Genomic DNA, 16,365 nt, shown 5'->3' on the forward strand with positions numbered 1-16,365 from the left:
ACATCGATAAGTAAGAATTACCTTGTCAAGGAGGTGCGTTAAGCATGCATGTAAAAAAAGGTGATAAAGTTAAAGTATTATCCGGTAAAGACCGCGGTAAAACAGGTACTATTTTAGAAGCATTTCCGAAGAAAGAGCGTGTGCTTGTAGAGGGTGTTAACATGATTCAAAAACACGCAAAGCCTTCTCAAGACAATCCGCAAGGCGGAATTCTTAACATAGAAGCTCCTATTCATGTTTCTAATGTAATGCCGATTGATCCAAAATCCGGTGAACCAACTCGTGTTGGACACGAAGTGCGAGACGGTAAGAAAGTCCGCATTGCGAAAAAATCCGGTGAAGCATTAGATAAATAATTTGTGCTGAAAGGAGGGCGCCACTATGAACGAATTAAAACAAAAATATCAAGATGAAATTTCACCATCTTTAATGAAAAAGTTTGAATATAAATCCGTAATGCAAGTACCAAAAATTGAAAAGATCGTGGTTAATATGGGTGTTGGTGATGCAGTTCAAAACTCAAAAGCATTAGATAGTGCAGTTGAAGAACTTGCATTACTATCAGGTCAAAAACCATTAATCACGCGTGCGAAAAAATCTATCGCTGGATTCCGTCTACGTGAAGGAATGCCAATCGGTGCGAAAGTAACCCTTCGCGGTGAGCGCATGTACGAATTCCTTCAAAAGTTAATTGCGGTATCACTTCCACGTGTACGTGACTTCCGTGGTGTTTCTAAAAAAGCTTTTGATGGTCGTGGGAATTACACTTTAGGTGTGAAAGAACAATTGATTTTCCCTGAAATCAATTACGATAAGGTAAGCAAAGTTCGTGGTATGGATATTGTTATTGTTACAACATCTAATACTGACGAAGAAGCTCGTGAACTACTAACTCAGCTAGGCATGCCTTTCCAAAAATAAGCTTACAGCTAACAAGGAGGGAAATTTGTGGCTAAAAAATCGATGATTGCGAAGCAAAAACGCCCGCAAAAATTCAAAGTACAAGAATACACACGCTGTGAACGTTGTGGTCGTCCGCATTCTGTAATTCGTAAATTTAAACTTTGCCGTATTTGTTTCCGTGAACTTGCCTATAAAGGTCAAATTCCTGGTGTCAAAAAAGCAAGCTGGTAAACCCCGATTCGGGAAGGAGGTAATTAGTAATGGTTATGACAGATCCAATCGCAGATATGCTTACTCGTATTAGAAATGCAAACATGGTTAAACATGAAAAATTAGAGCTTCCTGCTTCTAAAATGAAAAAAGAGATCGCTGATATCCTGAAACGTGAAGGTTTTGTTAAAGATTATGAATTCGTTGAAGATAACAAGCAAGGTGTTCTACGTATTTTCTTGAAATACGGTGTAAATGAAGAACGAGTAATCACAGGTATCAAACGTATCAGTAAACCAGGTCTACGTGTATATGCTAAATCTACAGAAGTACCACGCGTGCTTAACGGTTTAGGTATTGCTATCGTTTCAACATCTAAAGGTGTGTTATCTGACAAAGAAGCACGTTCACAAGCTGTTGGTGGCGAAGTTCTAGCATACGTCTGGTAATTATTATTTTTTAATGAGGAGGTGCATGGAATGTCTCGTATAGGACTTAAACCGATTGAAATTCCACAAGGTGTAGAAGTTAAACTTGACGGTGTTACAGTTACTGTTAAAGGACCTAAAGGTGAATTAACAAGAGATCTACACCAAGATATGAAAGTTAACATTGAAGAGAATGTAATTACAGTTGAACGTCCAAGTGACCATAAGGATCATCGTGCCTTGCACGGAACTACTCGTAGCTTGATCGCAAACATGGTTGATGGCGTAAGCAAAGGTTTCGAAAAATCACTTGAAATCATTGGTGTCGGATATCGTGCTCAAAAGCAAGGAGACAAACTTGTAATTAACGCTGGATATTCACATCCAATCGAGATCGATCCAATTGAGGGAATCGAAATTGATGTTCCTAAAAACACAGAACTTACTGTAAAAGGTATTGATAAAGAATTAGTTGGTGCAGTTGCAGCTAACATCAGAGCAATCCGCTCACCAGAACCTTACAAAGGCAAAGGTATTCGCTATGCTGGTGAATATGTACGCCGTAAAGAGGGTAAAACTGCTAAGTAAGAATAGTTAATAGTTAGGCGAGAAAGGAGTGACCTAGATGATCACAAAACCTGCCAAAAATGTTGTACGTAAAAAAAGACATGGTCGCGTTCGTAAAAACCTTTTCGGAACTGCTGAGCGTCCTCGTCTAAACGTATATCGTTCAAATAAAAATATTTATGCACAATTAATAGATGATATTACTGGTGTAACGGTTGCGAGTGCTTCAACAGCTGATAAAGAGCTTAACATTGGAGCTGGATCGAACGTTGACACTGCTAAGAAAGTCGGAGAAGCAATTGCTAAGCGTGCTCAGGATAAAGGTTACAAATCAGTCGTTTTTGACCGTGGAGGATACCTGTATCATGGACGTGTAAAGGCATTAGCTGATGCTGCTAGAGAAGCAGGACTTGAATTTTAGTTGATAAGGAGGGGACCATTGGAATGAGAATTAACATTGATCCGAACAAATTAGATCTTGAAGAACGCGTTGTGACGGTCAACCGTGTTGCTAAAGTTGTTAAAGGTGGACGTCGTTTCCGCTTTGCAGCACTTGTCGTTGTTGGTGACAAGAATGGCCATGTTGGTTTTGGTACTGGTAAAGCACAAGAAGTACCTGAAGCTATCAAAAAAGCTGTTGATGATGCAAAGAAAAACTTAATTAAAGTACCAATCGTTGGAACAACAATTCCTCATGAAATTCATGGAAGATTTGGTTCTGGTAACGTACTAATGAAGCCAGCTACAGAAGGTACTGGAGTTATCTCTGGTGGACCGGTTCGTGCTGTCTTAGAATTAGCTGGTGTCGGTGATATTTTAACTAAATCACTTGGTGCAAATACACCAATTAATATGATTCGTGCAACATTAAATGGCTTAACAAACTTAAAAACAGCTGAGGACGTAGCAAAATTACGTGGAAAGTCTGTAGAAGAACTGTTAGGATAAGGAGGGAATCACTATGTCTAAAAAATTAGAAATCACCCTCACACGCAGTGTCATTGGTGGAACTGCTGTACAAAGAAATACTGTTCAAGCATTGGGCTTGAAAAAGATTCGTCAATCCGTTGTACTTGAAGATACTCCAGCCGTACGTGGTATGGTAAACCGAGTGTCCCACTTGTTGACAGTGAAAGAAATTTAATTTTACATTAGCGTAAAGAGGAGGTGCTCGCATGAAACTTCATGAATTGAAGGCGGCAGAAGGAACTCGCAAAGAGAGAAACCGTGTTGGTCGTGGAACGGCTTCTGGAAACGGAAAAACATCAGGTCGTGGACACAAAGGTCAAAAAGCTCGTTCAGGCGGCGGTGTACGTCCAGGATTCGAAGGTGGACAAATGCCTTTGTTCCAACGTCTACCAAAACGTGGATTCACAAATATCAACCGTAAAGATTACTCAATCGTAAACTTAGATACATTAAATCGTTTTGAAGAAGGCACTGAAATCACACCAGAGCTATTACTTGAAGAAGGTGTCGTAAGTAAGCTGAATGCTGGTATTAAAATACTAGCAAGTGGCACTATCGAAAAGAAACTGACAGTAAAAGCTCACAAGTTCTCAGCTTCAGCTAAAGAAGCAATCGAGGCAGCGGGCGGTCAAACTGAGGTGATCTAATGTTTCGTACAATCTCCAATTTTATGCGCGTAGCTGATATTAGACGGAAAATAATTTTCACATTATTAATGTTGATTGTCTTCCGTCTAGGCACTTTTATACCTGTTCCATTTACGGATAGAGCAGCTATTGATTTTATGAACCAACAAAATGTATTTGGGTTTCTAAACACCTTTGGTGGTGGAGCCCTTCAAAATTTCTCCATTTTTGCAATGGGAATTATGCCATACATTACAGCATCCATCATCATGCAATTATTGCAAATGGATGTTGTGCCTAAGTTCACCGAGTGGAAAAAACAAGGTGAAATGGGACGTAAAAAGATCGCACAGGTTACTCGCTATGGAACGATTGTGCTTGCATTTATTCAAGCAATTGCAATGTCAGTTGGATTTAATGCGATGGCTGGTGGTTTACTAATTGTAGACCCTAACTTTATGAAGTTTCTTGTCATTGCAATCACACTGACTGGTGGAACAGCATTCTTAATGTGGGTTGGTGAGCAAATTACCGCAAATGGCGTCGGTAACGGGATTTCGATCCTAATCTTCGCCGGAATCGTAGCAGCAGTACCAAATGGTGTAGGTCAACTATTCAGTCAGTATTTTGTTAATCCTGGCGATGAGTTGTTTATCAATATCATTATTGTACTATTAATTGCTTTGGTTGTTGTTGCAGTTACCGTTGGGGTTATATTTGTAAACCAAGCATTACGGAAAATACCAATCCAATATGCAAAAAAACTTGTTAATCGTTCTCCTGTTGGAGGGCAATCAACGCATTTGCCAATTAAAGTAAATGCTTCAGGGGTTATTCCTGTTATCTTTGCAATTGCATTTATGATGGCTCCAACAACGATTGCTGGTTTCTTTGAAGGCAATCAAGTAGCATCAACTATTATGTATCTATTTGATTATACGCAGCCAGTTGGTATGGTAGTATACGTAGCATTAATTATTGCTTTCACTTATTTCTATACCTTTGTTCAAGTAAACCCTGAACAGATGGCTGAAAACCTACAAAAACAAGGTGGGTATATCCCGGGGATTCGTCCGGGGAAAAATACAGAAACCTATCTAACACGTGTTTTGTATCGCTTAACATTTGTTGGAGCTATTTTCTTAGCAGCTGTTTCTGTGCTGCCTATTCTATTAGGTAGTCTTGCAAATCTGCCTACCGCAGTACAAATCGGTGGCACAAGCTTACTAATCGTTGTAGGGGTTGCATTACAGACAATGAAGCAATTAGAAAGCCAGCTAGTGAAGCGTCACTACAAAGGATTTATTAAGTAATTTCCTGCTGCCAATGAGAGCGAGGGGAAAATGTTGAATTTAATTTTAATGGGATTACCTGGTGCTGGTAAAGGTACACAGGCAGAGAAAATAAAAGAGAAATATAACATCCCTCATATTTCAACTGGGGATATGTTCCGTTTAGCAATCAAAGAAGGTACTGACCTTGGTTTGAAAGCTAAAGGATTTATGGATCAAGGTGAACTTGTTCCAGATGAAGTAACCATTGGAATTGTAAAAGAACGTTTAAGTAAAGCTGATTGTGAAAATGGTTTTCTTTTGGATGGATTTCCAAGAACAATTGCACAAGCAGAAGCTTTACAAGAACTTCTAACAGAGCTAAACCGAAAAATTAACTACGTATTACATGTAGATGTACCAGAAGAAAAATTGGTAGAGCGTTTAACAGGACGGAGAATTTGTCCTACATGTGGAACAACGTATCATGTTGTATACAACCCACCTAAAGTGGAAGGTGTATGTGACAAAGATGGTTCTACATTAATTCAACGGGAAGACGACCAACCAGAGACAGTTAAGAAACGTTTATCCGTTAATATAAAGCAAACAAAACCGTTACTTGATTTTTATCAAGATAAAGGATATCTTGTGACAGTAGATGGAGATCGAGATATCGATGAGGTCTTCCAAGATATTCAAGCAATTCTTGAGAAATAAGTTATTTATGTAACTTTTAACACAGAATAGATGCAATTCTATTCTTGAAAAGTTATAATATATGACGTAAGTAAACAGGGAATATACATGTATTACTTTATATAAACTGGCACAGGATGATAATAGTTATGCCCTGTCCTGTGGAACTTTTAAACTAAAGCCTAAGTGATGGTGATCGCTGTTGTGCAAAAAAATTCGGGTTCTCTGCTCGGTCAGATGGTTCGTATTAAGCAAGGACGTGAAGCAGGCCAATACGCAATAATCATTGGAGTTTTAGATGATCAGTTTGTCCTGTTAGCTGATGGGGAGAAGCGTAAAACGAATAGACCAAAGAAGAAGAATCTGCATCACGTTGAGATGGTGGATTATATTTCCCCAGAAGTCCAAAACAGCCTTCTAGAAACTGGTCGCGTCACAAATGGGAAATTGCGATTTGCCATAACCACATTTATAGGTAAAGTTGTGACTGATTTAAAGAAGGGAGATCTACACGATGGCGAAAGATGATGTAATTGAAGTAGAAGGTACTGTAACGGAAACATTGCCAAACGCAATGTTTAATGTTGAGCTTGAAAATGGCCATACGGTCTTAGCGCATGTATCTGGTAAAATCCGTATGCACTTCATCCGTATCTTACCGGGTGATAAGGTAACGGTTGAACTTTCTCCGTATGATTTAACCAGAGGACGAATTACGTACCGTTATAAATAAACGAGCTCCGATATAAAAGGAGGTAAAGATGATGAAAGTAAGAGCATCTGTAAAACCAATTTGTGAAAAATGCAAAGTCATCAAACGCAAAGGCAAAGTAATGGTGATTTGCGAAAATCCGAAGCATAAACAAAAACAAGGCTAACAGTAGGAGGTGCAAGTATAGATGGCACGTATTGCAGGTATTGATATTCCACGTGATAAACGTGTAGTAATTTCATTAACGTACATTTATGGAATTGGAAAAGTTACCGCACAGAAAGTCCTCAAAGAAGCAGGCGTTTCTGAAGACACTCGTGTACGTGATTTAACAGAAGACGAGTTAGGAAGAATCCGTCAAACGATTGATGCATACACAACTGAAGGTGACCTTCGTCGTGAAGTTTCCCTTAACATCAAACGTCTAATCGAAATCGGCTCTTATAGAGGTTTACGTCACCGTCGTGGATTACCAGTTCGTGGACAGAAAACGAAAAACAACTCACGCACACGTAAAGGCCCACGTAAGACAATGGCTAACAAGAAAAAGTAATGTAAGGAGGTAAGCTAATCAATGGCACGTAATACTAATACACGTAAACGTCGTGTGAAAAAAAATATTGAAACAGGTATAGCACATATCCGTTCTACATTTAACAATACGATCGTTACCATTACAGACACACGAGGCAATGCTGTTGGCTGGAGCTCTGCAGGTGCATTAGGCTTTAAAGGTTCTAAAAAGTCAACACCATTCGCAGCACAAATGGCTGCTGAAACTGCAGCTAAATCAGCAGTCGAAAACGGCATGAAAACTTTGGAAGTAACAGTAAAAGGACCAGGCGCTGGACGTGAAGCAGCTATTCGTTCACTTCAAGCAGCAGGTCTAGAAGTTACAGCAATCGTGGATGTAACTCCTGTTCCTCACAATGGTTGCCGCCCACCAAAACGTCGTCGTGTTTAATTATACCGTATAGAATTTGTCACCCTGTCTATAATGGGTTATGATAGCTTAAAAATAAAGCAATAATCTAACAGCATCCGAGACAGAATCGTACGAAAGAAATACAGGTAGCGCAGAAACGCCAACTGCCTTAATTGAGGAATTTCGGTTAGACAATCAGTCTAGCCGGGGTTTCGACGTTTTAAAGGAGGGTTTTATTGAATGATCGAAATTGAAAAGCCGAAGATTGAAACGCTTGAAATTAGCGAGGATGCTACATTTGGGAAATTTGTAGTGGAGCCGCTTGAACGTGGATATGGTGCCACTCTTGGAAACTCCTTGCGTCGTATCTTATTATCCTCACTACCAGGTGCTGCTGTTACATCTGTTCAAATCGATGGAGCACTGCATGAGTTTTCAACGATTGATGGTGTTGTTGAGGATGTAACAACAATAATTTTGAATCTAAAAAAACTCGCTCTAAAAATCTATTCTGATGAGGCGAAGACATTGGAAATTGATGTTCAAGGTGAGGGGAAAGTTACAGCTGCTGATCTAACTTATGATAGTGATGTAGAAGTAATGAACCCTGATTTGCATATTGCTACGCTAAACAGCAAAGGCAGCTTGCATATGAAGCTAACTGCTGAGCGTGGACGTGGTTATCGCCAAGCTGATGATAATAAAAATGATGAGCAACCAATCGGGGTAATTCCGATTGATTCCATTTTTACACCAGTTTCACGTGTTACGTATCAAGTTGAAAACACACGTGTCGGCCAAGTAGCAAACTATGATAAATTAACATTGGATGTTTCGACTGATGGAAGCATTCGTCCTGAAGAAGCTGTTTCTTTAGGCGCTAAAATTATTTCAGAACACCTTAATATCTTTGTAGGTTTAACAGATGAAGCGCAAAACGCTGAAATTATGGTGGAAAAAGAAGAAGATCAAAAAGAGAAAGTCATGGAAATGACAATCGAAGAACTTGATCTGTCTGTTAGATCTTACAATTGCCTAAAACGTGCTGGTATTAATACTGTTCAGGAGCTTGCTAACAAGTCTGAAGAGGATATGATGAAAGTGCGTAATTTGGGCCGTAAATCTTTGGAAGAAGTAAAAGTTAAATTAGCGGACCTAGGTTTAGGTTTACGCAATGATGACTGATTTATACAGTCACCTTTAGAGTTTCAGAAAAGGGAGGGATAGTCCGTGGCTAGAAAGTTAGGACGTACAACAGACAATCGTATGGCGCTACTTCGTAACCTTGCATCTGATTTAATTATTCATGAGCGGATTGAAACAACAGAAGCAAAAGCGAAAGAGCTTAAATCGATCGTAGATAAAATGATTACACTTGGGAAACGCGGTGATCTTCACGCACGTCGTCAGGCTGCAGCGTTCTTATATAACAAAGAAGCTAATGAAGAAAACAGTGTTCTTCAAAAACTTTTTGATGATGTTGCTGCTCGTTATGAAGACAGACAAGGTGGATACACACGTGTTCTTAAACTGGGTGAACGCCAAGGTGATGGAGCTAAAATGGCAATCATTGAATTGGTTTAATCAAGCAAAATGCGGCAAGGGCAGGACTCAATCTCTCTCGAGGTTAATCCAAGCCCTTTTTTTGTAGAATGAAAGGCGGAGGCGACTGTTCAGAAACGCACGCATAAGCAAGGCACCGAAAAGCGCATGGTTTTGGCGCTTGAAGTGTGAATTGCTTATGACGGGAGTTTCTAGGAGCCATAGCTGGATCTAGAAAGAAAAGTAAAGCGGGCTTGTTCAGAGACGCAGGACATAAGCAGGAGACCGCAGAGCGCATGGTTTTGGCGCTCGGAGTGTCTAATGCTTATGCTCCGTAGTCTCTAGCCCACGCGATACTAGACAGAGAATGCGCCAGGATACTGCACATTTTAAAGTAGACAATACATAATTCAATACATAAAACCAGGGCTATAGCAAGGTAGAGGGGGATTTTAGATGAGAAAAAAGATAATTGAGTTTAGAAATGTATCGTTTAGATATGGAGATGAGGGGCCCTGGGTGTTAAAAAACTGCTCTTTTGAAATCTATGAAAATGAGTGGGTAGCAATTATCGGACACAATGGATCAGGGAAATCGACAATAGCTAAGTTGTTAAACGGTTTGCTGTTTCCTCAAGAAGGAGAAATTATTATTGATGGCGAGGTAGTGAATGAGGAGTCCATCTGGAATATTCGTAAAGAAGTAGGAATGGTTTTTCAGAACCCAGACAACCAATTTGTTGGAGCGACCGTACAGGATGATGTTGCATTTGGAATGGAAAATCGCGGGGTTCCTCGTGAAGAAATGAAAAAGCGGATCATAGACACATTAGCAGCCGTTGGTATGCAGGACTATCGTTTAACAGAACCACATCGTCTGTCTGGTGGTCAGAAACAGCGGGTAGCGATTGCAAGTGTATTAGCAATTGCTCCAAAGGTTCTAATTCTAGATGAAGCAACCGCAATGCTTGACCCAAGCGGTCGTCAGGAGATCATGCAAACTGTAGCAAGTATTCAAGGCCGGGAAAAGTTATCATTAATAACCATAACACATGACCTGCAAGAGGTTGCCCAGGCTGATCGAGTTATTGTTATGAATAGTGGTGAAATTTGGAAAGAGCAGACACCTAGAGAGGTATTTTCACAAAAAGAAGCTCTAAGAGAAATTGGACTGGATGTTCCGTTTGTCGCTATTCTAGCAGGTGAATTGAAACAAGCAGGAGTAGCTATTTCTACCGAGCCGTTAAATCATAAAGAACTGTTGGAGGACCTATGGACATTACATTCGAGAACGTAACCTATATCTATCAACAAAACACACCCTTTGCACATAAAGCGATTGATGATCTGTCTTTTCAAATAAAATCGGGCTCATATGTTGCTATCATCGGTCACACTGGTTCTGGGAAATCAACATTAATTCAGCATCTCAACGGGCTTGCAATTCCAACAGAGGGTAAAGTATCCATTGGCAGCTATCACTTATCAAAGGAAGAGAAGCCAAAGGATATGAAAGAATTGCGCAGTAAGGTCGGCGTTGTATTCCAATATCCGGAGCATCAATTATTTGAAGAAACCGTTGCAAAAGATATTGCATTTGGCCCACAAAATTTTGGTGTATCAGAAGCAGAGATTCAAAATCGGATTAACGAAATTACCCCTGCAGTTGGACTTGATGAATCACTTCTAGAACGATCTCCCTTTGACCTCAGCGGTGGCCAAATGCGCCGCGTTGCGATTGCTGGAGTGCTCGCCGTGAAGCCTGATGTCCTTGTGCTTGATGAACCAACAGCAGGGCTTGATCCAAGAGGTCAAAAAGAAATTATGGATATGTTTTATAAACTCCATCAGGATCAAGGCTTAACCACTATACTTGTGACGCACAGTATGGAGGATGCTTTAAAATATGCTGACCATGTACTGATTTTAAATAAAGGAACAAAGTATATGGAAGGTTCTCCTGAGGAAGTTTTCAGCCAAAAGGAAGCACTTCAGCGTGTACAACTCGATGTCCCGGAAATAGTTCAATTCTTGGATGAATTCCAAGAGAGGTTTGGTACGTCAATTCCATTTAAAAAGCAATCGGTAAAAGAACTTGCAGAAGCGATTCAGCAGCAAATCAAGGGGGCTGAATCAACATGAATAACACCTTAATTATTGGACAATATGTGCCAGGGGATTCAATCGTACACAGACTTGATCCGAGAACAAAGATAACCATCATTTTCTTTTTTGTCTTTATCGTATTTTTTGCAAATAATGTAGCGGGATATAGCTTGCTAACCGTCTTTGCCCTAACGTGTATGCTTACCTCAAAGGTGCCAATACGGTTTATTATAAAAGGCCTAACACCGGTTTGGTTTTTAATCGTGTTTACCTTTATTTTGCACTTATTTGTTACGAAGGAAGGAACAGTCATACTCGATTTCTGGATTTTTGAATTTTATTCTGGTGGCGTGGTTCAAGGGTTTGCGATTTCAATTCGGTTCTTCTTGCTTATTCTTGTTACATCGTTATTAACACTCACAACGACACCGATTGAAATAACCGACGCTATTGAGGATATGCTGCACCCATTGAAACGATTTAAGTTTCCTGTTCATGAATTAGCATTAATGATGTCTATTTCCTTACGATTTATTCCAACGTTGATGCAAGAGACAGACAAGATTTCCAAGGCACAGGCATCTCGTGGCGTTGATTTCCGCACAGGGCCGATTAGAGAACGAATTAAAGCGATTGTCCCACTCCTTGTGCCGCTTTTTGTTAGTGCATTTAAGCGAGCAGAAGAGCTGGCAATGGCTATGGAAGCTCGTGGATATCAAGGTGGGGAAGGTCGAAGCAAGCTTCGGGAACTAAAAATTGAAAAACGTGATATTTTTGTTCTTATTTTATTTATTCTCGTAGTGGCGGGTTTAATCCTCGCACGTATGTATGGGTAAGGAAAGGCTGGAAGGCGATGCCAAGGTTAAAATGTAAGATTAAATATGATGGATCCCGATTTTCAGGGTTTCAGAGACAACCCCAAAATCGGACCATACAGGGGTCTATTGAGGGCGTTTTGAAAAAGATGCATAAAGGGTTGGAAATCCATCTGCAAGCGTCAGGACGCACTGATATGGGTGTACATGCCATTGGTCAGGTAATTCACTTTGATTCACCATACACCATACCAGAGGAAAACTGGAAACGAGCAATGAATACACTGCTCCCCGATGATATATACATCGATGAGGTGGAAGAGGTCTCTGAAGACTTTCACGCAAGGTATAGTGCAAAGGAGAAGGAGTATCACTACTTCGTTTGGAATGCAGAAGAACCGAATGTTTTTAAACGAAATTATTCCTACAATTTCCCGTATGCATTAGACATGGAAAAAATGCAGGAAGGCTGTACCTACTTAATGGGCACGCATGATTTCACAACCTTCTCATCAGCAAAATCGACAGCAAAGGGCAGTAAAATTCGTACACTTTACCAGGCTTCATGTCAAAAAAATGGTGATGAGATCGAGTTTGTTTTCAAAGGGAGCGGTTTCCTGTATAACATGGTACGCATTATGGTTAGTGTGTTATTAGATATTGGACAAGGAAAGCGAGAACCTAGCGATATTATTGTTTTACTAGAGAAAAAGAACCGTCAGCTAGTAGGAAAGACAATATCCCCACAAGGGCTCTATTTGTGGAATGTAACCTATGAAAAATAATATGTTGATTATCGTTTCTTTTTGCAAAAAAAATTGCAAGTTAACTTGACAAATCTGTGTGATTTGGTATATTATGATTTATGGCATTTTATTTCTAAACCATGATTAGCCCCGGAATCTAATTATGTTAAGAATATAAAAATCGAATTAAAATTAAATCAAATAAAATGATTAAATATATGGAGGGAACTTATCATGCGCACAACTTTCATGGCGAATGAATCTAATATTGAACGCAAATGGCTCGTTGTGGATGCGGAAGGCCAACGTCTTGGTCGTCTGTCAAGTGAAGTTGCTGCAATCCTTCGCGGAAAGCATAAACCAACTTACACACCACATGCAGATACTGGTGACAATGTTATCATTATCAATGCAGAGAAAATCGAATTAACTGGAAACAAAATTAATGACAAAATGTACTACCGTCACTCAAACCACCCAGGTGGATTAAAAGAGCGCAACGCTGACGAAATGCGTACAAAATACCCTGAGCAAATGCTAGAGCTTGCTATCAAAGGGATGTTACCAAAAGGGCCATTAGGTCGTAAAATGGCTAAAAAATTGCACGTATTCAAAGGTGCAGAGCATAATCATCAAGCACAAAAACCAGAAGTTTATGAGCTTCGTGGGTAATTAAAAGGGAGGTAAAACAATTGGCACAAGTACAATACTATGGAACAGGTCGTCGTAAAAAATCAACTGCCCGTGTACGTTTAGTACCAGGTACAGGTAATGTTACAATCAATGGTCGTGATGCAAAAGACTATTTCCCATATGAAACACAACTTTTGATTCTTAACCAGCCATTGGCTGCAACAGAAACTCAAGGAACATATGACGTTTTAGTAAACGTTCATGGTGGAGGATTCACTGGTCAAGCTGGTGCTATCCGTCATGGTATCGCTCGCGCACTATTAGAAGCAGATCCAGAATACCGTTCAACTCTAAAACGCGAAGGTTACCTAACTCGTGACGCTCGTATGAAAGAACGTAAAAAATACGGTCTTAAAGGCGCACGTCGTGCACCTCAGTTCTCAAAACGTTAATAAACCTTATATACCAAGGGTTTTCCCTCTTTGCTTTTATGAAGCAGAGAGGGTTTTTTTATATTCTAATTTAGAATTGAATACCCCTTAAATACCCTGAGCTTAAAACGTCATGTACTCCTGGAACATCTCTGCTGTTTTCTCCTTCGCTTCATCGGTAACATGCGTGTGTAAATATCCATCGTGGTTTTAATATCGGTATGACTGAGCCGGAATTGGACATCTTTGATAGAAGCACCGGCTGCAAACAACAAACTGGCTTTAAAACGAATCAAAATAAAGAAAACCGGCACGAAATGTACGGTGCGAGTGAGGTTATCCTACAAGGAGAAAAGGAAATAATAAATGTTTCAGATGAACCCCCTAAATCAAAAAAGAAATGTTGGATGCATTAGGGCTCCGGTGGTAAATAGTATGAACCTTCAAATAGGAGGTTTATTTTTTTTAACACTTCTTAACAGTTCAGTTCGAGTAATGAAACCAATATAAATAGTTATTTAGATGCTTTCATCTACATTAGAATTCTTTCAAAGTGTAATGCAAGGCCAAATTAAGTATTTTTAAAATTTCTAATATGAGGTAAAATAATAATCATAATGTAGGAAGGTAAAGAGGACAGGAAATACCTTTTAGGGGGAATTAGCATTCCTGTAGAACGTTAAATTTCAGGTTTGAAAAAAATAGAGCTCCTCGATAAGATAAATTTACACACACAAGCAAATCAATCTTAGGAGGAAGCTCTATATGAAGTATAAAATGCAAGATAAACAAAATCAACTGATAGAAAGAATATCAGATCAACATCTAGTCATTGGAGTCGATATTGCACAACAATTCCATGTAGCTCGTGCTGTAAATTATAGAGGTATAGTGATTGGTGACCCCCTCACTTTTGAAAATGATGAAATAGGCTTTGCTAGATTTAGAGAATGGATGGACGAATTAAAGGATTCAAAAGGATATCATACGGAAATAGTTGGTATGGAACCTACCGGTCATTACTGGTTAAACCTATCTAAGTGGCTCTATGATCATGAAATTGATGTTGTGACCGTCAATCCACACCTTGTCAAAAAGAATAAAGAAAATCGGGATAACACACAATCGAAGAGTGATAAAAAAGATGCACTCGTCATCGCTGACATGGTGAAGAACGGATACTATTCATTTATTCGCCCAACATCAGAGGCATTAGAAACACTAAGAGTTCTAATGTCCAACCGTGATGTAATCGTAAAACGACTTGTCAGTTCCATTAACCAAATAAACCGTTGGGTAGATGTAGTATTTCCTGAACTGAGAGAAGTGTTTAAAGATGTAAAAGGGAAAGGTTCAATCGCAACGCTTCGCTTATTCCCTACACCAATCGAACTTCGTTCGATGGAAGCCCAGGATATTATTGCTGGGTGGAAAACATTGATGAAACGACAACCCGGGTTAAAGAAAGCACAAAAGTTAATTCAACTAGCCAAGAGAACTGTAGGTACTGCCCAATCTCTTGATGCCTATAAACTCCACCTAGAACAATTACTTGAAGAATTTGACCTCGCAACAAGCCAACTTGAAAAGGTTGATGAGGAAGCAAGGAATGCACTTAAAAAGATTACATTCGCCAATAAAATACTTGGTATTAAAGGGATTACCGAAATTACACTCGGGGGCATCGTAGGTGAAGCTGGAGATTTAAGTAAATTTGCACATGGAAATTCTCTATTAAGACATGCAGGTTTAAATTTAGCAGAGGCTAGTTCAGGTAAGTGGAAAGGACAAATTGTCATTTCTAAACGTGGAAGATCTCGGCTAAGACGTTACTTATTCTTGGCAACCATGAGTCTCGTCGCAAACAACCCTGAGTTTAAAGAATTACATGCATACAATGTCCAAGTGAAAAAGATGAAAAAAATGAAATCTATCATGAAATTGATTGGCAAATTCGCAAGAATTTTAGTAGGTATTGCCCGAAGTAATGAACCATATTGCCCTGAAAAAGTATACCCCATAACAGTAGAAGCAGCATAACTAACCATTTAAGAAATACTAATAGTACAGTGAATGTTGGCTTATTCGTAGGATTTCAAAGAAAGCACGGAGTACTGGAAGTATTCAACAAAAGGGCACTGACCCATTAGTTTAGCAAAACCGGCCTCCACCCCTTGGATAGGCATAACGAAGGAATGAGAGGGCATTAGACCCGTTGAGACATGGGAGGGACAGCCTCTAGGGGCGATGTGGAGAATGCGTGCAGTATACTTTTTAGAATATTTGGAGTTCGTGACTCCTTTATTCCTGTATGCCTTCATGAAGCCTTTATTATCAACACCCATTCCATTTATCCGTTATTGTACTAAAAAGTGGCTTGAAATCCTGCGAATAAGCGAGCATTTACAAGTAAATCGAATCTATCTGAGGGAGTTGAATAGGGACAACGAAATAGCAAAGCCGGATAATGAACCTGCTGCAAAAGCAAAGAGAAAAGGCATTATCATCAGTTTATTTATGATATTAATTGTAGGGTGGGCATTGCGATATATGTATCTCGAATATGAGATTTATATAGCAAAGGAAAAGGTGGATAATTTATTTGAGATGGTTGACGAAGATGAGGAAAAACCCAGCAAGATAAAAGCCTCAACAAATCAGGCGCTAATTAATGATGCACAGAAAGCGGTCAATAACATTAATACAAATGGCGAAGAAGTGGGTAGAAACGATGGGGTTGTTTTTGCACTACAAACCGCTTTGGTAGTTGCCTAGGCGCAACT

Annotated in this window: 26 protein-coding genes; all 26 read left to right on the forward strand. The window is 39.6% G+C overall.

The features are described 5' to 3' along the window. The first annotated feature begins 44 nt into the window (after positions 1–44). The 26 genes from rplX (at position 45) to NST46_RS07615 (ending at position 16,357) form a co-directional block, all read left to right on the forward strand. On the forward strand, positions 45–356 hold the full coding sequence (gene rplX, locus NST46_RS07485) for a 50S ribosomal protein L24 (protein ID WP_095313537.1): 312 nt from the start codon (positions 45–47) through the stop codon (positions 354–356). Between the two features lie 25 nt (positions 357–381). Then, positions 382–921, forward strand: coding sequence for a 50S ribosomal protein L5 (rplE, locus tag NST46_RS07490; RefSeq protein ID WP_095313535.1), 540 nt, complete (start codon positions 382–384; stop codon positions 919–921). 27 nt (positions 922–948) lie between these two features. Then, positions 949–1,134, forward strand: coding sequence for a 30S ribosomal protein S14 (gene rpsN, locus NST46_RS07495; RefSeq protein ID WP_011064535.1), 186 nt, complete (start codon positions 949–951; stop codon positions 1,132–1,134). A 29-nt stretch (positions 1,135–1,163) separates the two neighbouring features. Then, positions 1,164–1,562: a 30S ribosomal protein S8 gene (rpsH, locus tag NST46_RS07500; RefSeq protein WP_095313533.1), complete on the forward strand. Its 399-nt coding sequence runs from the start codon at positions 1,164–1,166 to the stop codon at positions 1,560–1,562. A gap of 30 nt (positions 1,563–1,592) precedes the next feature. Further along, complete coding sequence (gene rplF / locus NST46_RS07505) at positions 1,593–2,129, forward strand: 50S ribosomal protein L6 (protein ID WP_095313531.1); 537 nt, start codon at positions 1,593–1,595, stop codon at positions 2,127–2,129. 37 nt (positions 2,130–2,166) lie between these two features. Then, positions 2,167–2,529 carry a 50S ribosomal protein L18 gene (gene rplR, locus NST46_RS07510; RefSeq protein ID WP_095313530.1) on the forward strand — a complete coding sequence of 121 codons (363 nt, stop codon included), beginning with the start codon at positions 2,167–2,169 and terminating at the stop codon, positions 2,527–2,529. A 23-nt stretch (positions 2,530–2,552) separates the two neighbouring features. Beyond that, positions 2,553–3,056: a 30S ribosomal protein S5 gene (gene rpsE, locus NST46_RS07515; RefSeq protein ID WP_095313528.1), complete on the forward strand. Its 504-nt coding sequence runs from the start codon at positions 2,553–2,555 to the stop codon at positions 3,054–3,056. 13 nt (positions 3,057–3,069) lie between these two features. Continuing rightward, the gene (gene rpmD, locus NST46_RS07520) at positions 3,070–3,252 is read left to right on the forward strand and encodes a 50S ribosomal protein L30 (RefSeq protein ID WP_095313526.1); all 183 of its coding nucleotides are present in this window, start codon (positions 3,070–3,072) and stop codon (positions 3,250–3,252) included. A 31-nt stretch (positions 3,253–3,283) separates the two neighbouring features. After that, positions 3,284–3,724, forward strand: a complete 441-nt coding sequence (rplO, locus tag NST46_RS07525) for a 50S ribosomal protein L15 (protein WP_095313524.1) — start codon at positions 3,284–3,286, stop codon at positions 3,722–3,724. Further along, positions 3,724–5,016, forward strand: a complete 1,293-nt coding sequence (gene secY / locus NST46_RS07530; RefSeq protein ID WP_095313523.1) for a preprotein translocase subunit SecY — start codon at positions 3,724–3,726, stop codon at positions 5,014–5,016. Before rplO ends, secY begins: the two co-directional genes overlap by 1 nt. A gap of 33 nt (positions 5,017–5,049) precedes the next feature. Continuing rightward, positions 5,050–5,694 (forward strand): adenylate kinase, encoded by a 645-nt coding sequence (locus NST46_RS07535; protein WP_095313521.1) that lies wholly within the window; start codon positions 5,050–5,052, stop codon positions 5,692–5,694. A gap of 216 nt (positions 5,695–5,910) precedes the next feature. Next, a complete protein-coding gene (locus NST46_RS07540; RefSeq protein WP_379600929.1) occupies positions 5,911–6,201 on the forward strand; it encodes an RNA-binding protein in 291 nt (96 codons plus the stop codon). Further along, on the forward strand, positions 6,188–6,406 hold the full coding sequence (gene infA, locus NST46_RS07545; RefSeq protein ID WP_010095735.1) for a translation initiation factor IF-1: 219 nt from the start codon (positions 6,188–6,190) through the stop codon (positions 6,404–6,406). Before NST46_RS07540 ends, infA begins: the two co-directional genes overlap by 14 nt. Before the next feature lie 31 nt (positions 6,407–6,437). After that, on the forward strand, positions 6,438–6,551 hold the full coding sequence (rpmJ, locus tag NST46_RS07550) for a 50S ribosomal protein L36 (RefSeq protein ID WP_010095733.1): 114 nt from the start codon (positions 6,438–6,440) through the stop codon (positions 6,549–6,551). Between the two features lie 21 nt (positions 6,552–6,572). Then, positions 6,573–6,938, forward strand: coding sequence for a 30S ribosomal protein S13 (gene rpsM, locus NST46_RS07555; protein WP_095313517.1), 366 nt, complete (start codon positions 6,573–6,575; stop codon positions 6,936–6,938). A gap of 21 nt (positions 6,939–6,959) precedes the next feature. Next, positions 6,960–7,349 (forward strand): 30S ribosomal protein S11, encoded by a 390-nt coding sequence (gene rpsK / locus NST46_RS07560; protein ID WP_095313515.1) that lies wholly within the window; start codon positions 6,960–6,962, stop codon positions 7,347–7,349. Between the two features lie 201 nt (positions 7,350–7,550). Further along, positions 7,551–8,495 (forward strand): DNA-directed RNA polymerase subunit alpha, encoded by a 945-nt coding sequence (locus tag NST46_RS07565; protein WP_341136996.1) that lies wholly within the window; start codon positions 7,551–7,553, stop codon positions 8,493–8,495. A gap of 45 nt (positions 8,496–8,540) precedes the next feature. Beyond that, positions 8,541–8,894, forward strand: coding sequence for a 50S ribosomal protein L17 (gene rplQ / locus NST46_RS07570; RefSeq protein WP_095313508.1), 354 nt, complete (start codon positions 8,541–8,543; stop codon positions 8,892–8,894). 414 nt (positions 8,895–9,308) lie between these two features. Continuing rightward, on the forward strand, positions 9,309–10,148 hold the full coding sequence (locus tag NST46_RS07575) for an energy-coupling factor ABC transporter ATP-binding protein (RefSeq protein WP_095313506.1): 840 nt from the start codon (positions 9,309–9,311) through the stop codon (positions 10,146–10,148). Beyond that, a complete protein-coding gene (locus NST46_RS07580; RefSeq protein ID WP_095313505.1) occupies positions 10,124–10,993 on the forward strand; it encodes an energy-coupling factor ABC transporter ATP-binding protein in 870 nt (289 codons plus the stop codon). Before NST46_RS07575 ends, NST46_RS07580 begins: the two co-directional genes overlap by 25 nt. After that, the gene (locus NST46_RS07585; protein WP_118890049.1) at positions 10,990–11,793 is read left to right on the forward strand and encodes an energy-coupling factor transporter transmembrane component T family protein; all 804 of its coding nucleotides are present in this window, start codon (positions 10,990–10,992) and stop codon (positions 11,791–11,793) included. Before NST46_RS07580 ends, NST46_RS07585 begins: the two co-directional genes overlap by 4 nt. Positions 11,794–11,810: 17 nt before the next feature. After that, a complete protein-coding gene (truA, locus tag NST46_RS07590; RefSeq protein ID WP_341136997.1) occupies positions 11,811–12,557 on the forward strand; it encodes a tRNA pseudouridine(38-40) synthase TruA in 747 nt (248 codons plus the stop codon). Between the two features lie 195 nt (positions 12,558–12,752). Continuing rightward, complete coding sequence (gene rplM, locus NST46_RS07595) at positions 12,753–13,190, forward strand: 50S ribosomal protein L13 (protein ID WP_095313500.1); 438 nt, start codon at positions 12,753–12,755, stop codon at positions 13,188–13,190. Positions 13,191–13,210: 20 nt separating this feature from the next. Then, a complete protein-coding gene (gene rpsI / locus NST46_RS07600; RefSeq protein WP_095313499.1) occupies positions 13,211–13,603 on the forward strand; it encodes a 30S ribosomal protein S9 in 393 nt (130 codons plus the stop codon). A 744-nt stretch (positions 13,604–14,347) separates the two neighbouring features. Continuing rightward, positions 14,348–15,622, forward strand: a complete 1,275-nt coding sequence (locus NST46_RS07610; protein ID WP_341136998.1) for an IS110 family transposase — start codon at positions 14,348–14,350, stop codon at positions 15,620–15,622. Between the two features lie 279 nt (positions 15,623–15,901). After that, positions 15,902–16,357 carry a hypothetical protein gene (locus NST46_RS07615; RefSeq protein WP_341136999.1) on the forward strand — a complete coding sequence of 152 codons (456 nt, stop codon included), beginning with the start codon at positions 15,902–15,904 and terminating at the stop codon, positions 16,355–16,357. Positions 16,358–16,365: the final 8 nt, after the last annotated feature.

It is taken from the genome of Oceanobacillus sp. FSL W7-1309 (genome assembly GCF_038002145.1).
GTDB lineage: Bacteria > Bacillota > Bacilli > Bacillales > Amphibacillaceae > Oceanobacillus > Oceanobacillus profundus.

What these genes read in the sequence shown, in the direction of transcription:
- rpsE (WP_095313528.1), top strand. Translation starts at nt 2,553, where the DNA reads ATGAGAATTAACATTGATCCGAACAAATTAGATCTTGAAGAACGCGTT.
- rpmJ (WP_010095733.1), top strand. Translation starts at nt 6,438, where the DNA reads ATGAAAGTAAGAGCATCTGTAAAACCAATTTGTGAAAAATGCAAAGTC.
- rplM (WP_095313500.1), top strand. Translation starts at nt 12,753, where the DNA reads ATGCGCACAACTTTCATGGCGAATGAATCTAATATTGAACGCAAATGG.
- NST46_RS07575 (WP_095313506.1), top strand. Translation starts at nt 9,309, where the DNA reads ATGAGAAAAAAGATAATTGAGTTTAGAAATGTATCGTTTAGATATGGA.
- rpsM (WP_095313517.1), top strand. Translation starts at nt 6,573, where the DNA reads ATGGCACGTATTGCAGGTATTGATATTCCACGTGATAAACGTGTAGTA.
- rplR (WP_095313530.1), top strand. Translation starts at nt 2,167, where the DNA reads ATGATCACAAAACCTGCCAAAAATGTTGTACGTAAAAAAAGACATGGT.
- rplX (WP_095313537.1), top strand. Translation starts at nt 45, where the DNA reads ATGCATGTAAAAAAAGGTGATAAAGTTAAAGTATTATCCGGTAAAGAC.
- NST46_RS07610 (WP_341136998.1), top strand. Translation starts at nt 14,348, where the DNA reads ATGAAGTATAAAATGCAAGATAAACAAAATCAACTGATAGAAAGAATA.
- secY (WP_095313523.1), top strand. Translation starts at nt 3,724, where the DNA reads ATGTTTCGTACAATCTCCAATTTTATGCGCGTAGCTGATATTAGACGG.
- rplO (WP_095313524.1), top strand. Translation starts at nt 3,284, where the DNA reads ATGAAACTTCATGAATTGAAGGCGGCAGAAGGAACTCGCAAAGAGAGA.
- NST46_RS07585 (WP_118890049.1), top strand. Translation starts at nt 10,990, where the DNA reads ATGAATAACACCTTAATTATTGGACAATATGTGCCAGGGGATTCAATC.
- rpmD (WP_095313526.1), top strand. Translation starts at nt 3,070, where the DNA reads ATGTCTAAAAAATTAGAAATCACCCTCACACGCAGTGTCATTGGTGGA.
- rplE (WP_095313535.1), top strand. Translation starts at nt 382, where the DNA reads ATGAACGAATTAAAACAAAAATATCAAGATGAAATTTCACCATCTTTA.
- rpsK (WP_095313515.1), top strand. Translation starts at nt 6,960, where the DNA reads ATGGCACGTAATACTAATACACGTAAACGTCGTGTGAAAAAAAATATT.
- NST46_RS07580 (WP_095313505.1), top strand. Translation starts at nt 10,124, where the DNA reads ATGGACATTACATTCGAGAACGTAACCTATATCTATCAACAAAACACA.
- rpsH (WP_095313533.1), top strand. Translation starts at nt 1,164, where the DNA reads ATGGTTATGACAGATCCAATCGCAGATATGCTTACTCGTATTAGAAAT.
- infA (WP_010095735.1), top strand. Translation starts at nt 6,188, where the DNA reads ATGGCGAAAGATGATGTAATTGAAGTAGAAGGTACTGTAACGGAAACA.
- NST46_RS07540 (WP_379600929.1), top strand. Translation starts at nt 5,911, where the DNA reads ATGGTTCGTATTAAGCAAGGACGTGAAGCAGGCCAATACGCAATAATC.
- NST46_RS07565 (WP_341136996.1), top strand. Translation starts at nt 7,551, where the DNA reads ATGATCGAAATTGAAAAGCCGAAGATTGAAACGCTTGAAATTAGCGAG.
- NST46_RS07615 (WP_341136999.1), top strand. Translation starts at nt 15,902, where the DNA reads ATGAAGCCTTTATTATCAACACCCATTCCATTTATCCGTTATTGTACT.
- rplF (WP_095313531.1), top strand. Translation starts at nt 1,593, where the DNA reads ATGTCTCGTATAGGACTTAAACCGATTGAAATTCCACAAGGTGTAGAA.
- truA (WP_341136997.1), top strand. Translation starts at nt 11,811, where the DNA reads ATGCCAAGGTTAAAATGTAAGATTAAATATGATGGATCCCGATTTTCA.